We start from the raw sequence: 16,215 nt of genomic DNA, 5'->3' as shown, positions 1-16,215 counted from the left end.
TTGAAACAGAAATAAGTTAACCTATTCAGACCAATAGCTAGCAGAATAAAAAGAAACCAAATGCCCCATAACTTGATATCTGTCAAATTTCTCAAGACGATATTGAAAAACAGAACTGAAATAACTGTCCAAGCAAGGCTAAAAAGAGCATAGAGGGGGATGTAAAACCAGTAAAAATAGTAAAAAATTGGGAAAAATTTACTATCTCTATTAGCATTTTCAATCCAGTTGAAAAAGTAAAACCAGGGTAATAAGATTAACAATTTAAACAAATGTTTCATCACCAGCCCCCTCTTTTTGATAGCGCTTTCTTCAATTTCATTCTATCAAAAAAATCTGGAAATGTCATTCCAGATTCTACTTTTTTATTTACGTTTTCTTGCGATGAGATGAATAGGTGTCCCTTCAAAGACAAAGGCCTTGCGGATTTGATTTTCCAAGAAACGCAGGTAAGAAAAGTGCATGAGTTCTTCTTCGTTGACAAAGATGACAAAGGTTGGTGGTTTGGTTGCCACTTGGGTCGCATAGAAAATCTTAAGGCGTTTTCCTTTATCTGTCGGTGTTGGGTTGATGGCAATAGCATCCATAATGACATCGTTCAAGACAGCTGATGGAATACGTGTGTTTTGACTTTCGCTGATTTGCTTGATCATCTCAGGCAGTTTGTGGAGGCGTTGCTTGGTCAAAGCGGATACAAAGATAATCGGTGCGTAAGGTAGATATTGGAACTGCTCACGGATATCTTCTTCCCAGTTTTTCATAGTGTGGTTGTCTTTTTCAAGTGTATCCCACTTGTTAACAACGATAATCATCCCTTTACCAGCTTCATGGGCAAATCCTGCGATACGCTTGTCGTATTCGCGAATGCCTTCTTCCGCATTGATGACCATCAAAACCACATCCGAACGGTCAATAGCACGCATGGCACGCATAACAGAGTATTTCTCAGTGTTTTCATAAACCTTACCAGACTTACGCATACCAGCCGTATCAATCATGGTAAACTCTTGACCATCTGCATCGGTAAAGTGGGTATCAATAGCGTCACGCGTTGTTCCAGCAACAGGACTGGCAATGACACGATCTTCGCCCAAGATAGCATTGATCAAACTTGATTTTCCGACGTTAGGACGACCAATCAAGCTAAACTTAATGACATCTGGATTTTCTTCTTCATATTCATTTGGAAGATTTTCTACGATAGCATCTAGAACATCCCCTGTACCGATACCATGGACAGATGAGATAGGCAGTGGTTCACCCAAACCGAGAGCATAGAAATCATAGATATCATTTCGCATCTCAGGGTTGTCCACCTTGTTCACTGCAAGGATAACTGGTTTGTGGGTCTTATAAAGCTTACGGGCTACGTATTCGTCTGCATCGGTAATTCCTTCCTTACCAGACACGACAAAGACGATAACATCTGCTTCTTCCATGGCAATTTCTGCCTGGTGCTTGATTTGTTCCATGAAAGGAGCATCGACATCATCGATTCCTCCTGTATCAATCATGCTAAACGAACGATTGAGCCACTCACCCGTTGCATAGATACGGTCACGTGTCACTCCTTCGACATCTTCTACAATGGAGATTCGCTCACCAGCGATCCGATTAAATAGGGTTGATTTCCCAACATTGGGACGTCCTACAATGGCAATAGTTGGTAGGGCCATAATTTCTCACTTTCTACAATAACTTCTTCTGTTCAAGATTTTTTCTAGTTGAGCTTGGTTCAGCTTGACCAAACTGTTCTGCTAGACGCTGACTCCAGCTTGTGGTCGCACGCGAACCAGCATAGTCAGCCTGTACACGGTCATAAGCTTGGATTGCATCAGTTGACTGTTCTCGGTATTCTTCCTCAAATACCACTTGATTCAATGGCAAGCAAGGTTTGACTTCATGTTCTTGATTTGGCACACCTAGTGCCATCCCAAAGACAGGATAGGTGTAGTCAGGCAGGTTAAAGAGCTCTGCCACTTCTTCTGACTTGTACCGTACCAAACCAATGATGACACCTCCATAGCCCAAACTTTCAGCTGCCAGCAGGGCATTTTGACCAGCAAGGGCCGCATCGACCGAACTAATCAAGAGACCTTCCACACCTTGGGGTTGGAATGTATCGGTATGGAGTCGTGCTCCCTTTTCTGCTCGGTTCAAGTCCCCGACAAAGAGAAGAAAAACAGCTGACTGGCGAATGGCTTCTTGAGGCACCAATTCATACAAGGCATCTTTCTTCTCTTGACTTCGTACCACAATCACAGAGTAGGATTGGAAATTCTTCCAAGACGAGGCCATTTGGGCTGCTGTCAGGATTTCAGTCAAGTCTTCCTGAGGGAGGGCTTGCTCCTTAAATCTGCGCACTGAAGTGTGAGACTTCATTAATTTGATTGTTTCTGTCATCGACGGTTCACTCCTTCTAAACGAGTCTCCTCAGCCAAATAACGGATGCGTTCCATGACGCGTCTGGCTTCCCAGGTTTCGTCATTTCCATTTTTCCCTTTAGCGAAATGCTTCTCCAGATCTTCAAAGTTGAAGTTAGAGGTGAAAAAGGTCGGTAAATTTTCCTGCATCCGATATTGGAGAATGACCTGCAGGATTTCGTCACGCACCCAAGGTGTTGATTGCTCGGCACCAATATCATCTAAAATCAGGACTTCAGAAAGCTTAATCTCATCCACCAAGGTCTTAACATTGCCATCACCGATAGCATTTTTGACATCAATGACAAAGCTAGGATAGTGGAGGAGAGTGGATGAAACACCACGTTTTTCTGATAAATCATGAGCTAAGGCAGCCACCATGAAACTTTTACCCACGCCAAAGTCTCCATACAAGTAAAGACCTTTTTGAATAGCTGGATATTGTTCCACGAAAGCTAATAGCTTTTCAAAAATTGGCAAGCGACCCAAATCATCCAAGTCTACTTGAGCTAAACTAGCTTTCCTGAGACTGGCTGGCAGATTGATTAACTTGAGACGGTTCTTAATAGCCGCTTCTTTTTCCGCTGCGATTAGTTCAGGAGTTTCTTCGTAAGAAACATCCGCATAACCATGATTCATAACCAAAATCGGCTTGTAGCCTTTGGCAATATAATCCGTATCCCCACGTAGAAACTTGTCACGCTCGGTAATGTACTGGTTAAATTTGGAGATACTGCGATTCAATTCCTCTGGGCTGAGGGATTCTTGCTGGATAAAGGCCGCAACATCAGGGTCCTTCATGATTTTCTGGACCAAATCTTGATAATGAAAACGGCTAGGTTGACGTTTGAGTACGTCTCCGACACTTTCCATCTAATCTCCTCCTTTTTCTAATCGAGCTAATAGTTCTTGTTTCTTACGTTCTAGTTCCAGACGAGTTTCCTCGCTGGTTTCATTCTTATAATCTGGATTGCTCCACTTGGGTACATTGGACTTGGCAGGACCATGTTTACTAGTCTTTTGAGCCTGGCTCTTCTGCCCTCGCTCACGGATTCGCAAGACTGCCTCTTCTGCCGAATGAATCTTTTGATAGGCATAGTCATTGGCTACCTTCATGGCATATTTCTCATTGATGTTTGCCGAATCTACCTTATTAAAGGTCAACAAGAGAATGATATTGATGACTTCGTCCAGCAAGCCCAAACCAGCCATCTGTTGCAAGAGTTCCCTTTCTGTTTGGGTAATGGTCCCCTTGCGTGTTTGCTTGATTTCTGCCAAGAACTGCAGGGCAGTTTTACTTTTAGCCTCTTTGATAATGGTCGTTTCCTTAGGACTAAAGTCAGAGGAAACAGGTTTTTGAGCAATTTTTTCCCGCATACGCTTGGTTGAAATAACCTGGGAAATAGCTGTTGACTTGGCCAATTGATAAGTTTCAAACCAAGTCCATTTCTTCTCCTCGGCGATGGCAAAGAGATTTAAGACGTCGGACTGCTCATCCGCAAAACGAAGCCCATCTCTAGCCATAAGCTGACGAAAATGGTCTAAGTCAAAATCGTTGGCCACTTTCTTCTTGAGACTAAGGTCTTCTTGACTTCCCAGTTCAGCCAAGTCTGGAAAAACTTGATTGAGTGAGACAGATATTTCTTCTCCCTTAGCACTCTCAACTTTCAAATCCTCCACAGCAGAGTCGCCAATCTTCTTCTCCAAAAGTCTACGATAAACAGGATGCTCCAAGAAGTCTTGACCAGATAGAGGAGCATGGAGGGCTAACTGATAAACATCCCCCTTTTGATAAAGGGTTAAGAGATTAAAAGCAGATAGGATTTTCAGGGATTGTAAAAGTCTGTCCATCCCAAAGTTGAGATGGTTGAGAATGCTTGAAAAGAGGTATTCCTTTCTGCCATTATCCCAAAAACTGATTGTATAAAGATAAAGGCTCAGTGCCTCCTGACCGATAATCGGGAGGTAGCACTGTACCAGAGATGAGGTATCTTGCGACACCCGATTATTCTTTAGATAAGAAAAACGGTCAATTGGCTTCATTTATCTTTCCTTTTTCTTTTTAGAGGACTGGGTGATTTGTTGGAGCAGGCTCTCTAACTCACTAACATCCTTAAAACTACGATAGACACTGGCAAAACGTACATAGGTAATCTCGTCCAGTTCAGCCAACTCCTCCATGACGAGTGAACCAATGTCCTCACTTTGAATTTCATTTTCATTTCGACCACGGAGTTTCTGTTCGATACGATTGACTACCATGTTGATTTCATCACTTGACACAGGACGTTTCTGGGCTGAGCGGATAATCCCATTAAAGATTTTATCTCTAGAGAATTGTTCCCGTGTGCCATCTTTTTTAACAACCACTAAGGTTCTTTCTTCTACTCGTTCGTAGGTTGTAAAACGGTGTTGGCATTCATCGCACTCACGTCTTCTACGAATAGTGTTCCCTTCTTCTGCTTGGCGACTATCGATAACACTTGACTTGGTAGCCCCACATTTTGGACAACGCATCCTTTCCCTCCTTATCGTTTTCTTTTCATTATACCATTTTTTAAGCAATTCCCAAAACAATTCTTCTTTTTGCTTGACAAGTTTTTTGTTTTGTTGTATTATTTAATTAAGACAAAAGAATGAAAGAAAGGAGACCAAGATGTCCTGGACATTTGACAACAAAAAACCCATCTATTTACAGATTATGGAGAAAATCAAGCTTCAGATTGTTTCCCATACACTGGAACCCAATCAACAACTTCCAACCGTGAGAGAGCTAGCGAGCGAGGCTGGTGTCAATCCCAACACCATCCAAAGAGCCTTGTCAGACCTTGAACGAGAAGGATTTGTCTACAGCAAGCGTACAACTGGACGATTTGTGACTGAGGATAAGGAACTGATCGCCCAATCACGCAAACAATTATCGGAAGAAGAATTGGAACACTTCGTTTCCTCCATGACCCATTTTGGCTATGAAAAAGAAGAACTACCAGGCGTAGTCGGCGATTATATTAAAGGAGTTTAAACCTATGTCATTACTAGCATTTGAAAATGTATCCAAATCTTATGGAGCAACCCCAGCCCTTGAAAATGTTTCTCTTGACATTCCAGCTGGAAAAATTGTTGGTCTCCTCGGCCCAAATGGCTCAGGAAAAACAACCTTGATTAAACTAATCAATGGCCTCTTGCAACCAGATCAAGGACGTGTCCTTATCAACGACATGGACCCAAGCCCAGCAACCAAGGCTATCGTAGCTTATTTGCCGGATACAACCTATCTCAATGAACAAATGAAGGTCAAAGAAGCCCTAACCTACTTCAAGACCTTCTATAAAGATTTCAATCTGGAACGCGCCCATCATCTACTTACAGACCTCGGTATTGATGAAAATAGTCGTCTCAAGAAATTATCAAAAGGGAATAAGGAAAAGGTACAACTGATTTTGGTTATGAGCCGTGATGCTCGTCTCTACGTTTTGGACGAACCCATTGGTGGGGTGGACCCAGCAGCCCGTGAGTATATCCTCAATACCATTATCAACAACTACTCCCCAACTTCTACCGTTTTGATTTCTACCCACTTAATTTCTGATATCGAGCCAATCTTGGATGAAATTGTCTTCCTCAAAGACGGAAAAGTCGTCCGTCAAGGCAATGTAGATGATATTCGCTATGAGTCAGGTGAATCCATTGACCAGCTCTTCCGTCAGGAATTTAAGGCCTAAGCAAAGGAGATTATTATGTTTTGGAATTTAGTTCGCTACGAATTTAAAAATGTTAACAAGTGGTATTTAGCCCTCTACGCAGCCGTGCTAGTCCTTTCTATCCTCATAGGAATGCAAGGCCACTACTATAATTATATATCTTTCAAAGATAGCCAACCTTTCCTATTTATCTTTCTGGCTCTCGTCTTTGGCGGATTGATAATTACACTGGGGATTTCAACTCTTTTCTTGATTATCAAACGCTTCAAAGGAAGTGTCTATGACCGCCAAGGCTATCTGACTTTGACCCTTCCAGTATCCGAACACCATATCATCACAGCCAAACTAATCGGTGCCTTTATCTGGTCGTTGATTAGCACTGCTGTCCTAGCTCTAAGCGCTGTTATTATTGTGACCATAACGGTTTCAGAATGGATTCCTCTTTCTTACGTGATTACATTTGTAGAAACACATCTCCCTCAGATCTTTCTTACAGGTATATCCTTCCTACTAAATACCATTTCAGGAATCCTCTGCATCTACCTGGCTATTTCCATTGGACAGCTTTTCAATGAATACCGTACAACACTCGCTGTTGCAGCCTACATTGGTATCCAAATCGTCATTGGATTTATTGAACTTTCCTTCAATCTTAGTTCTAATTTCTATGTCAATTCACTTGTAGGACTTAATGACCATTTCTATATGGGAGCAGGTATAGCCATTGTTGAAGAACTCATATTCATAGCTATCTTTTATCTCGGAACCTACTATATTTTGAGAAATAAGGTTAATTTGCAATAGTTTTAAAATCAAAAAGGATAACATCTATTTAAGAAAAACACAGAAAATCAAATTAATAAAAAATTGATTTTCTGTGTTTTTTAGATTATTGCTAACTAATTTTGGTTTTAGCCAACGCCAATAACAATTATTGACTCTAGAATACATAGAACCAGGGTTACAATCATCTTTTTATTCATATAAACAACCTCACTTTCTTTTTTTATATATGATATAATATTTTGAAAACATACTAAAAAATTCCCATATAAGCAATTGAGGTAACACAAATGAAAAATTACGGAAAAATTTTTAAACAATTTAGAGAATCACGTGGATTAACATTAAAAGATGTTGCAAAACATGGTCTATCCACATCACATATTTCTAGATTTGAAAGAGAAAATTCTGATCTGACGATTGGTAAATTTATGCAAGCATTAGATGCTATTAATATGCCTGTCGAAGAATTTATGTATGCTGCAAATGACTTTCATAGGGATGAAATAAATGAATTATTAGAGCAAATTCGACTTCTAAGCTCTAAAAGAGATATTTCAGGAATGGAAAAACTGCTTATTTCTCAACTTGAAAAGACTACAAAAAGAGAGAAATTCTATACTCTGAATACCATTCTAGTTAAAATTCGCTTACAAGATTTGTCAGAAAAAATCTATTACCATGAATCTGATATTAAATATCTATCTGACTATCTTTTTTCTGTGGAATACTGGGGATGCTATGAATTACTTTTGTTTATGAATACTCTAGATGTATTATCTCACCCTACTATGATGTGCTTATCAAGAGAAATGTGTCAACGTTCCGAATTCTACAGAGATTTACCACATTATCGTAGATTGCTTGCTACCATGTTACTAAATGGATATATCACGTGTATAGAAAGAGAGGAATTTTTAGATTCTTTATATTTTAAAAAGCAACTAAAACATTGTTATTTCACAGAAACTGAGATATATGAAAAATTAGTTTTTCACTATGCCGAAAACTTATACACTTTAAAAAAAGACAAAAATAAACGTTCTGTTTTAGAAATGAGAAAGTGCATAGCAACGATGAAGTTAGTCCACAGCGATAGCTTAGCAAAAAAATTTGAAAAACATTTAGCAAAGGTAATAGAAGAACTGAAATAATTTTCTTATATGGGAAAATTTTTAATTATTATTTCAAAAAGAGTATCATTAAATCATCAAATTAAGGAGGTGAAAATATGAGAACAGTGCAAATTATTGACCTTGAAGATCTATTAGATACAGATCAAACTTACTCCGTACCAGGTCATTGTGGTCCAAGCCATTCTTGTGGTGGCGGACGATAGTTTTCTATGAGACGAGTTCTCACTCGTCTCCTTTATTTTATAATGGTGATATTATGCTAAAAAAAATATATACTAACATTGGGGATTATTATTTCGATAGTGAGAAATTCACATTATCTACTTCTTCAGTAGAGGGAACTACCTCCTATAAGCCCCCCTACATCCCCAAAAATGTTTTACAAAAAATTGTTATTAACATATCTAACAGTTGCAATTTATCCTGTTCTTACTGTTATGCGGATGGTGGAAATTACGGCATGGATAATAAAATCATGACTCTAGATACTGCTGATAATATTATTAACGAAGTCAAATTTAGAGGTATAACACAAATTAATAGACTTATCCTATTTGGTGGAGAACCTTTTCTTAATACTCAATTATTCGAATACATTATTAAAGAATTTTCCAAATTTACAACTATACTTAAAATAGAAACCGTGACTAACGGAACAGTACTAAATAATAATGTTAAAAAAATAATAGATAATTTCCAACCATATCTAACTATTAGTCTAGATGGTCCAGAATTTATACATGATAAATTAAGAGGTAAAGGTAGCCATCGTAAAACTACTAAATTTATCCACTATTTAAAAACTATAAACTACACTAATTTTGAAATTGCTTCAACATACACTAGACTACATCAATTACATTCTCTAAGTAGAGATGATATTTTCCAATATTTTACAAATATGGATGTACACTTTAACATCAATGACGTATTTAGTAAAAATAAGGTGCTTGTGGTTAAAGAAATGGAAAAAAGCTTAGTAGATAGGAAAAAATTCATTACTGATTCTATAAATAATATTGTTGAAAATAATGAAAAAGCTTTTATAAGTCCCATCTTATATGATGTTTTAATTTCTATGATTTATAAGAGTACTAATCATACATTCTGCGACGATATAGATCCTTCAAATACCATAACTTTTGATGTTGATGGTAGCAAAAAATTGTGTTTTAGATTTTGGGGAACTCATAATAGCTCTAAAGCAGAGCTATTTAATAATAAAGAATACTTCCAACAATGTAAAGATTGTTGGTGTAAAGGTATGTGTCTTGAATGCGTTGCCAATATCATTGATGGTTATTCTTCAGTAATTAACGAAGATGGACAATTTATAGAATGTCATAAGCCTGAATTAATGGAATATTGTATTAAAGAAATTATTTATCTTTCACAAGATCAATCCAAAATATCTAAACTCGTTAATAATTTCAAAAGGTTTATCCGCTATGCTTAAAAATTTCTTTTCCAAGAAGCACCTCGTACTTTACTTCTTTTCTATTGCCATTACTTGGCTGGAAGCGATTATCACACCAGCCCTTGTTCAAAATATTGTTGCTAGTTTTACCAATCAAGAGCTAGGCATTCTTTGGAAAGTATTGATTCTAGGAATCCTTGGTAATCTCATCCTCTTACTAGGTTTGGCTGGGAAACGCTATTACTACGCCCGTTTGATTACTGACTTCAAATATGGAATCAAGAGTGCTATTTTCAAGCGATTTTTAAACAGTTATGAGATTGATGAAAAGGATATTTTGTCTGACCTAGAAAACGACGTCAAGCAACTAGAAGAAAGCTATATTGAGCCAACGGTCATCATCATTTCTTCTCTTGGCTTCACAACTGTGTCCATTCTCTATGCCCTATGGACCAATTTTTACTTAGGCTTGATTTTCATCCTCTTCTACTCCTTTCCTGTACTCTGCAGTGCTATCGGATCAAAGCGCTTGGATTCACTTTCTGAAAAGCGGTCAACTGTTAACCAGAGCTACTTATCAAGCTTGACAAATTTTATTGGTGGCAGCCAACAAATTCGCCATTATCAGGGACAAGATTTCTTTTTTGCTCGCTACCAAAAGCAATTACAAACCAGTCTGGATGCCGAAATCAACTATGAAAAACAACGAACTTTAAACAGTCTTTTTATCAATAGCATCGATGCCTTTTGTTCTGTCACACCAATCGTCATCGGTGGCTTTATGACCTACTATAATTATTTAGATGCGGCGAGTTTTGTGGCCATCTATCTGGTTTCTCATAATATCGGCTATCAATTCCAAGAGTTGGCTTACTTTACCAACACCCGAAAAGCGAATCGAACTCTTCTCAATAAATACCAAAAACTTTTAGGCCAGTCTGACTTCATCTCGCCTAGAAGCATAGAAAACATTTTCCCTATCCAGCTTAAGAGCATCTCCCTAGAAAAAGATGGGAATATCCTCTTGTCTCCGATTTCCATGCACATCAAGCAAGGAGAAAAAATTGCCATTATCGGGGAAAGTGGCTCTGGTAAGACAACCCTGCTCAATATCATTCATGGAGAAGAGACACCAACAAGTGGACAGATTAGCTTTGCTGGTCAAAACCTGTCACGTCAAGAAATCACAAGCTTTAGTTCCTATATCCTCCAAGATAGCCATTACTTTGACACGCTATCTCTGGAAGACAATATCCTTCTAGGACTGGATAAAAAGGAGGAACACTTAACTTACATCCTCAAAAAAACAGGATTAGAACATTTGAAAAATCGAACGCTCAGCAATGATAGTCTGTCTGGTGGCGAGAAACAACGCCTCGAAATCGCTCGCGCCCTCTACCATGATAGCCAACTCATCTTAGCAGATGAGATTAAGGCCAATCTTGACTCGGAAAATAGCAGAAAAATTAGCGACTTGCTCTTCTCCCTACCACAGACAGTCATAGAAGTCATTCACCACTACACAGAAGAAGACTTAAAACACTACGACCAAGTCATTCACTTAAACAAAGAAAAGTAGTATTCTATAACATACTATTTTAAAAAGCAAGGAACCCAAATTCCTTGCTTTTTAACTCAATATCAAACTGGCTACAATAGGGCTGACAAAGACATAGAGAATACCGGTAACACCGATAGCCAAACCACCCATAGCTCCTGCTACAGAGCCGTATCGGAAGGCTGTTCCCGTTCCAACTGCGTGGCCTGTTCCTCCAAGAGAAAGACCAACAGCTACTGGATCATCTATTTTCAACCACTTCAAAAGTGTTGGGCCGATGACACTGGTTAAAATCCCAGTCGCCACTACAACCACCAAGGTCACAGTCGTCAAACCTTGCAATTTTTCTGTGATTCCCACCGCCATGGCGGTTGTCACTGACTTAGGAAAGAGTGAAATGGCTAGGAAAAAGTCCATGCCAAAAATCTTAGCTACAAGTGCTGTGAAAGAGGTATTGACAACTACTGCTAACAGACTACCAAAGAGAATACTCCGAGCATGGTGCTTCATCAAGTGAAAACTCTTATAAAGCGGAATCCCTAGAGCCACGGTCGATGGGACAATCAAGTTGTTCAGATAAACCCCACCTTGGTAGTAATATTGGTAAGAAATACCCGTCACTTTTAGAAAGATGATAATGAAAACAGCTGACAAAAGCAAGGGCGTTGTCAATGGATGGGGGAAGCGTCTGTAAATCAGCATTCCCACTAGATAAGCTAGGATAGACAGGGCAAGCCCAAACAGGGGATTGGAAACAAATTCAGTCATTTGGCATCTCCTTTCTCATAATCTCCCTCAAACCGTCGCTTGATGAACTGAACCACTAGGGCTATAAGGATAATATTGATAACAGCTGCAAAAAAGACAATCAAGACGATAGGCAAAAGATAGGGAGCAATCACATCAAACTTCTCCATGATTCCCACTGCTGGTGGCAAAAAGAGAATAGTCATATTGGCCAGCAAGAAATTCCCGACCATGTTGACATGTCTGGTTCTCAGCCACTTAAATTGTAGGGCTAGAAAGAGAATAATCAAACCGATAATACTGCCTGGGATAGGCAAATGAAAGAAACTGGAAATTCCCTCTCCGATTAGAGAAATCACAAAGAGAATCATTAATTGAACATATAATTTCATCCTAAACTCCACGAAATAGACTTCTTGCATACCAGTTTACTCTTTTTTCAGAAAATTTCAAGGAAATGCGCAAAAGTTAATAAAAATAGGGAGAAAAGGGAATATAGACAATTAAAGACTTGTGAAAACAGGCATGATTTAGGATAAGAGATGCCAGCGTCCTTCTTGCCAGCTTGATTTAAAAGTAGTATAATTATTGCATGCGCAATCATCTTGTGATGCAGAGACTGTCCGTGAATGGACATTCTTCTATGTTATAACTCTAAAAAGAAAGGAGATACTATGACTTATTTGGAAAAATGGTTTGACTTCAATCGGCGTCAGAAAGAAATTGAAAGTCTTTTGGAAGAGACCATTGCCCAGCAGAGCGAACAAAGTCTGACCTTGAAAGAGTTTTACCTGCTCTACTATCTGGACTTGGCCCAAGAAAAATCTCTACGCCAGATTGACCTGCCAGATAAGCTTCATCTTAGCCCGAGCGCTGTTTCTCGGATGGTGGCTCGTTTGGAAGCTAAAAATTGCGGTCTACTTAGTCGCAGATGTTGTGATCAAGATCGACGCTCTAGCTTTATCTGTCTGACAAGCGATGGGCAAAAGACATTGGCCTCTCTACAAAAGGCCGTCGAAGCAAGCTTGGAAACTGGTTTGGATTTCTTGATTTAAGGTGATTTTAGAAAAAGTTGCGTGCGCAATCATTTTTCTTGACATTCTCTTTTACAAGGAGTAAAATAAAGTCATCATTAAACAAAGGAGTTTTAAAAATGATTGAAATTACCTATCTAGATGCCAGCAAGAACGAAAGAACTGTAACTTTCGAATCTTATGACGACTTTGATCGTTCACAACAAGCTTGCCTTATCGGAGTCGCAGACTACTACCCTGTTCAAAAATTGACCTACAACGGTCATGATTTGGACTACCATGGGACTTATGGAGATGTCTTCTTCTATCTCATGAAACAAGATTTAAGCCAATATAACTAAAAAAGGAGAAATACAATGGCAAAAGCAATTACAGATGCAACATTCGAACAAGAAACAAAAGACGGTTTGGTCTTGGTAGACTTCTGGGCAACTTGGTGTGGTCCATGTCGTATGCAAGGTCCAATCTTGGATAAATTGTCTGAAGAACTTTCAGAAGATGTCTTGAAAATCGTTAAAATGGACGTTGATGAAAATCCAAACACAGCTCGTGCTTTTGGAATCATGTCTATCCCAACTCTTCTCTTCAAAAAAGACGGCCAAGTTGTCAAACAAGTTGCTGGTGTTCACACAGCAGAACAAATCAAGGCCATCGTTGCTGAATTGAGCTAATCACATTAGAGACCAAGTACTTGCTTTGGTCTCTTTTTTATTGTCCTTTGCCATTTTTCAAAAAATATGCTAGACTGTAAGTAGAATATTACGATGTTTGGGACATGCCATCGCTAAAAAAAACCTCTACTTGGTATTTTTTAGCTCCCTCAAGGGAGCTTTTTGCGTGCTCTGAACATTTCCCATTTTGGAAGGAGTACTATGAAACGTCAATCAGCCTTGGTCGTCTTTAGTGGCGGTCAAGATTCTACAACCTGCCTATTTTGGGCTAAAGAACACTATGAAACGGTCGAAGCCGTTACCTTTGCCTACGGCCAACGCCATCATCTCGAAATTCAAGTCGCTAGAGAAATCGCTAAGGAACAGGGCATTCGTCATCATATCCTAGATATGTCTCTGCTGGGGCAAATCACTGAAAATGCCCTGACCTCTGATCTGGAAATTGAGCAAAAAGAGGGAGAGGTTCCCAATACTTTTGTTGACGGTCGCAACCACCTCTTTCTGTCCTTTGCGGCAGTCCTTGCTAAGCAACGAGGTATTAAAGATATCGTGACAGGTGTCTGCGAGACAGACTTCTCAGGCTACCCCGATTGTCGAGATGTCTTTGTCAAATCCCTTAATGTTACCCTCAACCTTGCCATGGATTACGACTTCGTTATCCAAACACCTCTCATGTGGCTAGACAAGGCTGAAACTTGGGAATTAGCCGACCAACTCGGTGCCTTTGACTATGTTCGTGAAAAGACCTTAACCTGCTACAACGGGATTATCGGAAGTGGTTGTGGAGATTGTCCATCCTGCCACCTACGTCAACATGGTCTAGATGTTTATCTCTCACAGAAAGGAGAGAACTAATGTTTTTTGCACCCAAAGAAATCAAACAGGAAACCGGGGAGTCTCTTGTCTACAATCATCACAGAACCTTGGTATCAAAAGAATTTACCTTTGATGCTGCCCACCACCTCTTTCACTATGAGGGAAAATGCAAGTCCCTGCACGGCCACACCTATCATCTGCAGATTGCTGTCAGTGGATTTTTAGATGAACGTGGCATGACCTACGATTTCGGAGATATCAAAGCGATCTACAAGAACTACTTAGAGCCCCACTTGGATCATCGCTATCTCAATGAAACTCTTCCCTATATGAACACGACTGCTGAAAATATGGTTTACTGGATTTTCCAAACCATGAACCAAGAGTTGCCAGACGAGCGCGGTCTCCGTTTGGAATACGTTCGCCTCTATGAAACTCCGACTGCCTTTGCAGAATTTAGACGGGAGTGGTTAGATGACTAGGGAACGTGTCCTCAAACTACCAGTTCTGGAAATTTTTGGCCCTACCTTTCAAGGTGAAGGTCGTGCTATTGGGCAGAAAACCATGTTTGTCCGCACTGCAGGTTGCGACTACCACTGCGACTGGTGTGACTCTGCCTTTACTTGGGATGGTTCTGAAAAGCCAACTCGTATGACTGCTGACGAGGTCATTGCTGAGTTAGATAAATTGGGGAGCTACGACTATGTCACCCTGTCTGGCGGAAATCCCGCTATCCTAGCAGCCAATATGGCTGAACTGGTTACTAAGCTCAAGGAACGCGGTGTCACTCTAGCTGTTGAGACCCAAGGCTCCCGCTGGCAAAATTGGTTAAAAGACATCGACCAGGTCACTCTGAGTCCCAAACCTCCTTCCTCCAAGATGGAGGTCAACTTCGAGACCTTAGACTTTATCGTTTCCCAATTGGATCCAGACAAGGTCACCTTTAAAATCCCTGTCTTTGATGATGCAGATTTGGCCTTTGCTAAAGGCATTCAAGAACGCTACCAACCAGATGTTCTCTTCTTATCAGCAGGAAATCCTGAGCCCAAGGCTACAGGCAATATTGTCCAAGAGCAACTGGACCGCCTCAAAGAACTCTGGGAACGCATCGCTGCTGACGATAGCTGGGGCAATGTCCGCGTCCTTCCACAACTGCATACTCTCCTCTACGACAACCAACGTGGTGTTTAAGATTAGAAAGAAAAAATTATGTCACAACAAGAAGAAATGAAAAACCTAAGCCTCCTCGGCAACAAAGAAACCAACTACATTTTCGACTATCAACCAGAAGTCCTCGAATCTTTTGACAATCGTCATGTGGAAAATGACTATTTCATCAAATTCAACTGTCCTGAATTTACCTCTCTTTGCCCAATCACTGCTCAACCAGACTTTGCGACCATTTATATTTCCTACATTCCTGACAAACTCTGTGTTGAATCAAAATCCCTCAAACTCTACCTCTTTAGCTACCGAAATCATGGAGATTTCCACGAAAACTGTATCAACACCATCGGGAAAGACTTGGTCAACTTGCTAGACCCTCGCTATTTAGAAGTCTGGGGAAAATTCACTCCGCGCGGTGGCATTTCAATTGACCCCTACTACAACTACGGTAAGCCTGGAACTAAGTATGAAGGATTGGCAGAACAACGCCTATTCCAACACGACCTTTATCCAGAGAAGATTGACAACCGCTAATACTCTTCGAAAATCTCTTCAAACCGCGTCAACGTCACCTTGCCGTATGTATGATTACTGACTTCGTCAGTTTCATTTACAACCTCAAAACCATGTTTTGAGCTGACTTCGTCAGTTTTATCTACAACTTCAAAACAGTGCTTTGAGCAACCTGCGGTTAGTTTCCTAGTTTGCTCTTTGATTTTCATTGAGTATAAACAGATACGAAAAAGCCCTGTTCCTCAAGAT

At 39.9% G+C, this 16,215-nt stretch carries 23 protein-coding genes; 14 read left to right on the top strand and 9 right to left on the bottom strand.

Features of this window, described 5'->3' with window-relative positions:
- From K4Z77_RS04780 to nrdR, 6 genes are all read right to left on the bottom strand, one after another.
- A partial coding sequence (locus K4Z77_RS04780) for a hypothetical protein (RefSeq protein ID WP_224218617.1) occupies window positions 1–281 on the bottom strand: 281 nt, incomplete at its 3' end.
- A gap of 84 nt (window positions 282–365) precedes the next feature.
- The gene (der, locus tag K4Z77_RS04775) at window positions 366–1,676 is read right to left on the bottom strand and encodes a ribosome biogenesis GTPase Der (RefSeq protein ID WP_049535011.1); all 1,311 of its coding nucleotides are present in this window, start codon (window positions 1,674–1,676) and stop codon (window positions 366–368) included.
- A gap of 13 nt (window positions 1,677–1,689) precedes the next feature.
- Window positions 1,690–2,403 carry an NADPH-dependent oxidoreductase gene (locus tag K4Z77_RS04770; protein WP_224218616.1) on the bottom strand — a complete coding sequence of 238 codons (714 nt, stop codon included), beginning with the start codon at window positions 2,401–2,403 and terminating at the stop codon, window positions 1,690–1,692.
- Window positions 2,400–3,296: a primosomal protein DnaI gene (gene dnaI / locus K4Z77_RS04765; RefSeq protein ID WP_224218615.1), complete on the bottom strand. Its 897-nt coding sequence runs from the start codon at window positions 3,294–3,296 to the stop codon at window positions 2,400–2,402. Before dnaI ends, K4Z77_RS04770 begins: the two co-directional genes overlap by 4 nt.
- Window positions 3,297–4,466, bottom strand: coding sequence for a DnaD domain protein (locus K4Z77_RS04760; RefSeq protein ID WP_224218614.1), 1,170 nt, complete (start codon window positions 4,464–4,466; stop codon window positions 3,297–3,299).
- Window positions 4,467–4,940, bottom strand: a complete 474-nt coding sequence (gene nrdR, locus K4Z77_RS04755; RefSeq protein ID WP_001203672.1) for a transcriptional regulator NrdR — start codon at window positions 4,938–4,940, stop codon at window positions 4,467–4,469.
- 139 nt (window positions 4,941–5,079) lie between these two features.
- Here nrdR and K4Z77_RS04750 point away from each other — a divergent pair, with 139 nt between their 5' ends.
- From K4Z77_RS04750 to gggC, 7 genes are all read left to right on the top strand, one after another.
- Window positions 5,080–5,445, top strand: coding sequence for a GntR family transcriptional regulator (locus tag K4Z77_RS04750; protein ID WP_000119149.1), 366 nt, complete (start codon window positions 5,080–5,082; stop codon window positions 5,443–5,445).
- A gap of 4 nt (window positions 5,446–5,449) precedes the next feature.
- The gene (locus K4Z77_RS04745; protein ID WP_224218613.1) at window positions 5,450–6,145 is read left to right on the top strand and encodes an ABC transporter ATP-binding protein; all 696 of its coding nucleotides are present in this window, start codon (window positions 5,450–5,452) and stop codon (window positions 6,143–6,145) included.
- 15 nt (window positions 6,146–6,160) lie between these two features.
- Entirely contained in the window at window positions 6,161–6,928 is a 768-nt protein-coding gene (locus K4Z77_RS04740) for a hypothetical protein (protein ID WP_224218612.1), read from the top strand.
- A 269-nt stretch (window positions 6,929–7,197) separates the two neighbouring features.
- On the top strand, window positions 7,198–8,061 hold the full coding sequence (locus K4Z77_RS04735; RefSeq protein WP_224218611.1) for an Rgg family transcriptional regulator: 864 nt from the start codon (window positions 7,198–7,200) through the stop codon (window positions 8,059–8,061).
- A 77-nt stretch (window positions 8,062–8,138) separates the two neighbouring features.
- Window positions 8,139–8,246 (top strand): streptosactin, encoded by a 108-nt coding sequence (gggA, locus tag K4Z77_RS09785; RefSeq protein WP_447466043.1) that lies wholly within the window; start codon window positions 8,139–8,141, stop codon window positions 8,244–8,246.
- 53 nt (window positions 8,247–8,299) lie between these two features.
- Window positions 8,300–9,499, top strand: coding sequence for a streptosactin maturase GggB (gene gggB, locus K4Z77_RS04730; RefSeq protein WP_224218610.1), 1,200 nt, complete (start codon window positions 8,300–8,302; stop codon window positions 9,497–9,499).
- A complete protein-coding gene (gggC, locus tag K4Z77_RS04725; RefSeq protein WP_224218609.1) occupies window positions 9,492–11,039 on the top strand; it encodes a streptosactin export ABC transporter GggC in 1,548 nt (515 codons plus the stop codon). Before gggB ends, gggC begins: the two co-directional genes overlap by 8 nt.
- Window positions 11,040–11,090: 51 nt before the next feature.
- On the opposite strand, the gene K4Z77_RS04720 is transcribed toward gggC, so the two are convergent.
- On the bottom strand, window positions 11,091–11,786 hold the full coding sequence (locus tag K4Z77_RS04720; RefSeq protein ID WP_224218608.1) for an LrgB family protein: 696 nt from the start codon (window positions 11,784–11,786) through the stop codon (window positions 11,091–11,093).
- Window positions 11,783–12,157 (bottom strand): CidA/LrgA family protein, encoded by a 375-nt coding sequence (locus K4Z77_RS04715; RefSeq protein ID WP_000781325.1) that lies wholly within the window; start codon window positions 12,155–12,157, stop codon window positions 11,783–11,785. The genes K4Z77_RS04720 and K4Z77_RS04715 overlap by 4 nt, the downstream gene beginning before the upstream one ends.
- 282 nt (window positions 12,158–12,439) lie before the next feature.
- Between K4Z77_RS04715 and K4Z77_RS04710 the strand changes: the two genes are divergently transcribed.
- The 7 genes from K4Z77_RS04710 to queF all read left to right on the top strand — a co-directional run bounded on the left by K4Z77_RS04710 (window position 12,440) and on the right by queF (window position 15,987).
- Window positions 12,440–12,820 (top strand): MarR family winged helix-turn-helix transcriptional regulator, encoded by a 381-nt coding sequence (locus tag K4Z77_RS04710; protein ID WP_049502453.1) that lies wholly within the window; start codon window positions 12,440–12,442, stop codon window positions 12,818–12,820.
- Window positions 12,821–12,918: 98 nt separating this feature from the next.
- A complete protein-coding gene (locus K4Z77_RS04705) occupies window positions 12,919–13,140 on the top strand; it encodes a DUF4649 family protein (protein ID WP_000570251.1) in 222 nt (73 codons plus the stop codon).
- Window positions 13,141–13,155: 15 nt separating this feature from the next.
- Window positions 13,156–13,470: a thioredoxin gene (gene trxA / locus K4Z77_RS04700; protein WP_001029581.1), complete on the top strand. Its 315-nt coding sequence runs from the start codon at window positions 13,156–13,158 to the stop codon at window positions 13,468–13,470.
- Window positions 13,471–13,671: 201 nt separating this feature from the next.
- Window positions 13,672–14,325: a 7-cyano-7-deazaguanine synthase QueC gene (gene queC / locus K4Z77_RS04695; RefSeq protein WP_224218607.1), complete on the top strand. Its 654-nt coding sequence runs from the start codon at window positions 13,672–13,674 to the stop codon at window positions 14,323–14,325.
- Window positions 14,325–14,768, top strand: coding sequence for a 6-carboxytetrahydropterin synthase QueD (gene queD, locus K4Z77_RS04690; protein WP_224218606.1), 444 nt, complete (start codon window positions 14,325–14,327; stop codon window positions 14,766–14,768). The genes queC and queD overlap by 1 nt, the downstream gene beginning before the upstream one ends.
- On the top strand, window positions 14,761–15,477 hold the full coding sequence (queE, locus tag K4Z77_RS04685; RefSeq protein ID WP_224218605.1) for a 7-carboxy-7-deazaguanine synthase QueE: 717 nt from the start codon (window positions 14,761–14,763) through the stop codon (window positions 15,475–15,477). Before queD ends, queE begins: the two co-directional genes overlap by 8 nt.
- A gap of 18 nt (window positions 15,478–15,495) precedes the next feature.
- Window positions 15,496–15,987, top strand: a complete 492-nt coding sequence (gene queF, locus K4Z77_RS04680) for a preQ(1) synthase (RefSeq protein WP_000082579.1) — start codon at window positions 15,496–15,498, stop codon at window positions 15,985–15,987.
- Here the strand turns inward: queF and K4Z77_RS04675 are convergent.
- Entirely contained in the window at window positions 15,984–16,175 is a 192-nt protein-coding gene (locus K4Z77_RS04675; RefSeq protein ID WP_281461079.1) for a hypothetical protein, read from the bottom strand. The genes queF and K4Z77_RS04675 overlap by 4 nt on opposite strands.
- Between the last annotated feature and the right edge of the window lie 40 nt (window positions 16,176–16,215).

Origin of the sequence: Streptococcus mitis subsp. hohhotensis (assembly GCF_020089495.2) — a bacterium.
Lineage (GTDB): Bacteria > Bacillota > Bacilli > Lactobacillales > Streptococcaceae > Streptococcus > Streptococcus hohhotensis.
Note: the sequence above shows the minus strand (reverse complement) of the source record. Positions and strands in the feature narration are given on the sequence as shown.

Bases quoted from the DNA above. Each gene is read 5' to 3' on its own strand.
- K4Z77_RS04705 (WP_000570251.1), top strand. From the start codon at position 12,919: ATGATTGAAATTACCTATCTAGATGCCAGCAAGAACGAAAGAACTGTA.
- queF (WP_000082579.1), top strand. From the start codon at position 15,496: ATGTCACAACAAGAAGAAATGAAAAACCTAAGCCTCCTCGGCAACAAA.
- gggB (WP_224218610.1), top strand. From the start codon at position 8,300: ATGCTAAAAAAAATATATACTAACATTGGGGATTATTATTTCGATAGT.
- K4Z77_RS04750 (WP_000119149.1), top strand. From the start codon at position 5,080: ATGTCCTGGACATTTGACAACAAAAAACCCATCTATTTACAGATTATG.
- K4Z77_RS04720 (WP_224218608.1), bottom strand. From the start codon at position 11,786: ATGACTGAATTTGTTTCCAATCCCCTGTTTGGGCTTGCCCTGTCTATC.
- queC (WP_224218607.1), top strand. From the start codon at position 13,672: ATGAAACGTCAATCAGCCTTGGTCGTCTTTAGTGGCGGTCAAGATTCT.
- K4Z77_RS04745 (WP_224218613.1), top strand. From the start codon at position 5,450: ATGTCATTACTAGCATTTGAAAATGTATCCAAATCTTATGGAGCAACC.
- dnaI (WP_224218615.1), bottom strand. From the start codon at position 3,296: ATGGAAAGTGTCGGAGACGTACTCAAACGTCAACCTAGCCGTTTTCAT.
- K4Z77_RS04710 (WP_049502453.1), top strand. From the start codon at position 12,440: ATGACTTATTTGGAAAAATGGTTTGACTTCAATCGGCGTCAGAAAGAA.
- gggA (WP_447466043.1), top strand. From the start codon at position 8,139: ATGAGAACAGTGCAAATTATTGACCTTGAAGATCTATTAGATACAGAT.
- K4Z77_RS04715 (WP_000781325.1), bottom strand. From the start codon at position 12,157: ATGAAATTATATGTTCAATTAATGATTCTCTTTGTGATTTCTCTAATC.
- K4Z77_RS04740 (WP_224218612.1), top strand. From the start codon at position 6,161: ATGTTTTGGAATTTAGTTCGCTACGAATTTAAAAATGTTAACAAGTGG.
- nrdR (WP_001203672.1), bottom strand. From the start codon at position 4,940: ATGCGTTGTCCAAAATGTGGGGCTACCAAGTCAAGTGTTATCGATAGT.
- K4Z77_RS04760 (WP_224218614.1), bottom strand. From the start codon at position 4,466: ATGAAGCCAATTGACCGTTTTTCTTATCTAAAGAATAATCGGGTGTCG.
- K4Z77_RS04770 (WP_224218616.1), bottom strand. From the start codon at position 2,403: ATGACAGAAACAATCAAATTAATGAAGTCTCACACTTCAGTGCGCAGA.
- der (WP_049535011.1), bottom strand. From the start codon at position 1,676: ATGGCCCTACCAACTATTGCCATTGTAGGACGTCCCAATGTTGGGAAA.
- K4Z77_RS04675 (WP_281461079.1), bottom strand. From the start codon at position 16,175: ATGAAAATCAAAGAGCAAACTAGGAAACTAACCGCAGGTTGCTCAAAG.
- trxA (WP_001029581.1), top strand. From the start codon at position 13,156: ATGGCAAAAGCAATTACAGATGCAACATTCGAACAAGAAACAAAAGAC.
- K4Z77_RS04735 (WP_224218611.1), top strand. From the start codon at position 7,198: ATGAAAAATTACGGAAAAATTTTTAAACAATTTAGAGAATCACGTGGA.
- queD (WP_224218606.1), top strand. From the start codon at position 14,325: ATGTTTTTTGCACCCAAAGAAATCAAACAGGAAACCGGGGAGTCTCTT.
- queE (WP_224218605.1), top strand. From the start codon at position 14,761: ATGACTAGGGAACGTGTCCTCAAACTACCAGTTCTGGAAATTTTTGGC.
- gggC (WP_224218609.1), top strand. From the start codon at position 9,492: ATGCTTAAAAATTTCTTTTCCAAGAAGCACCTCGTACTTTACTTCTTT.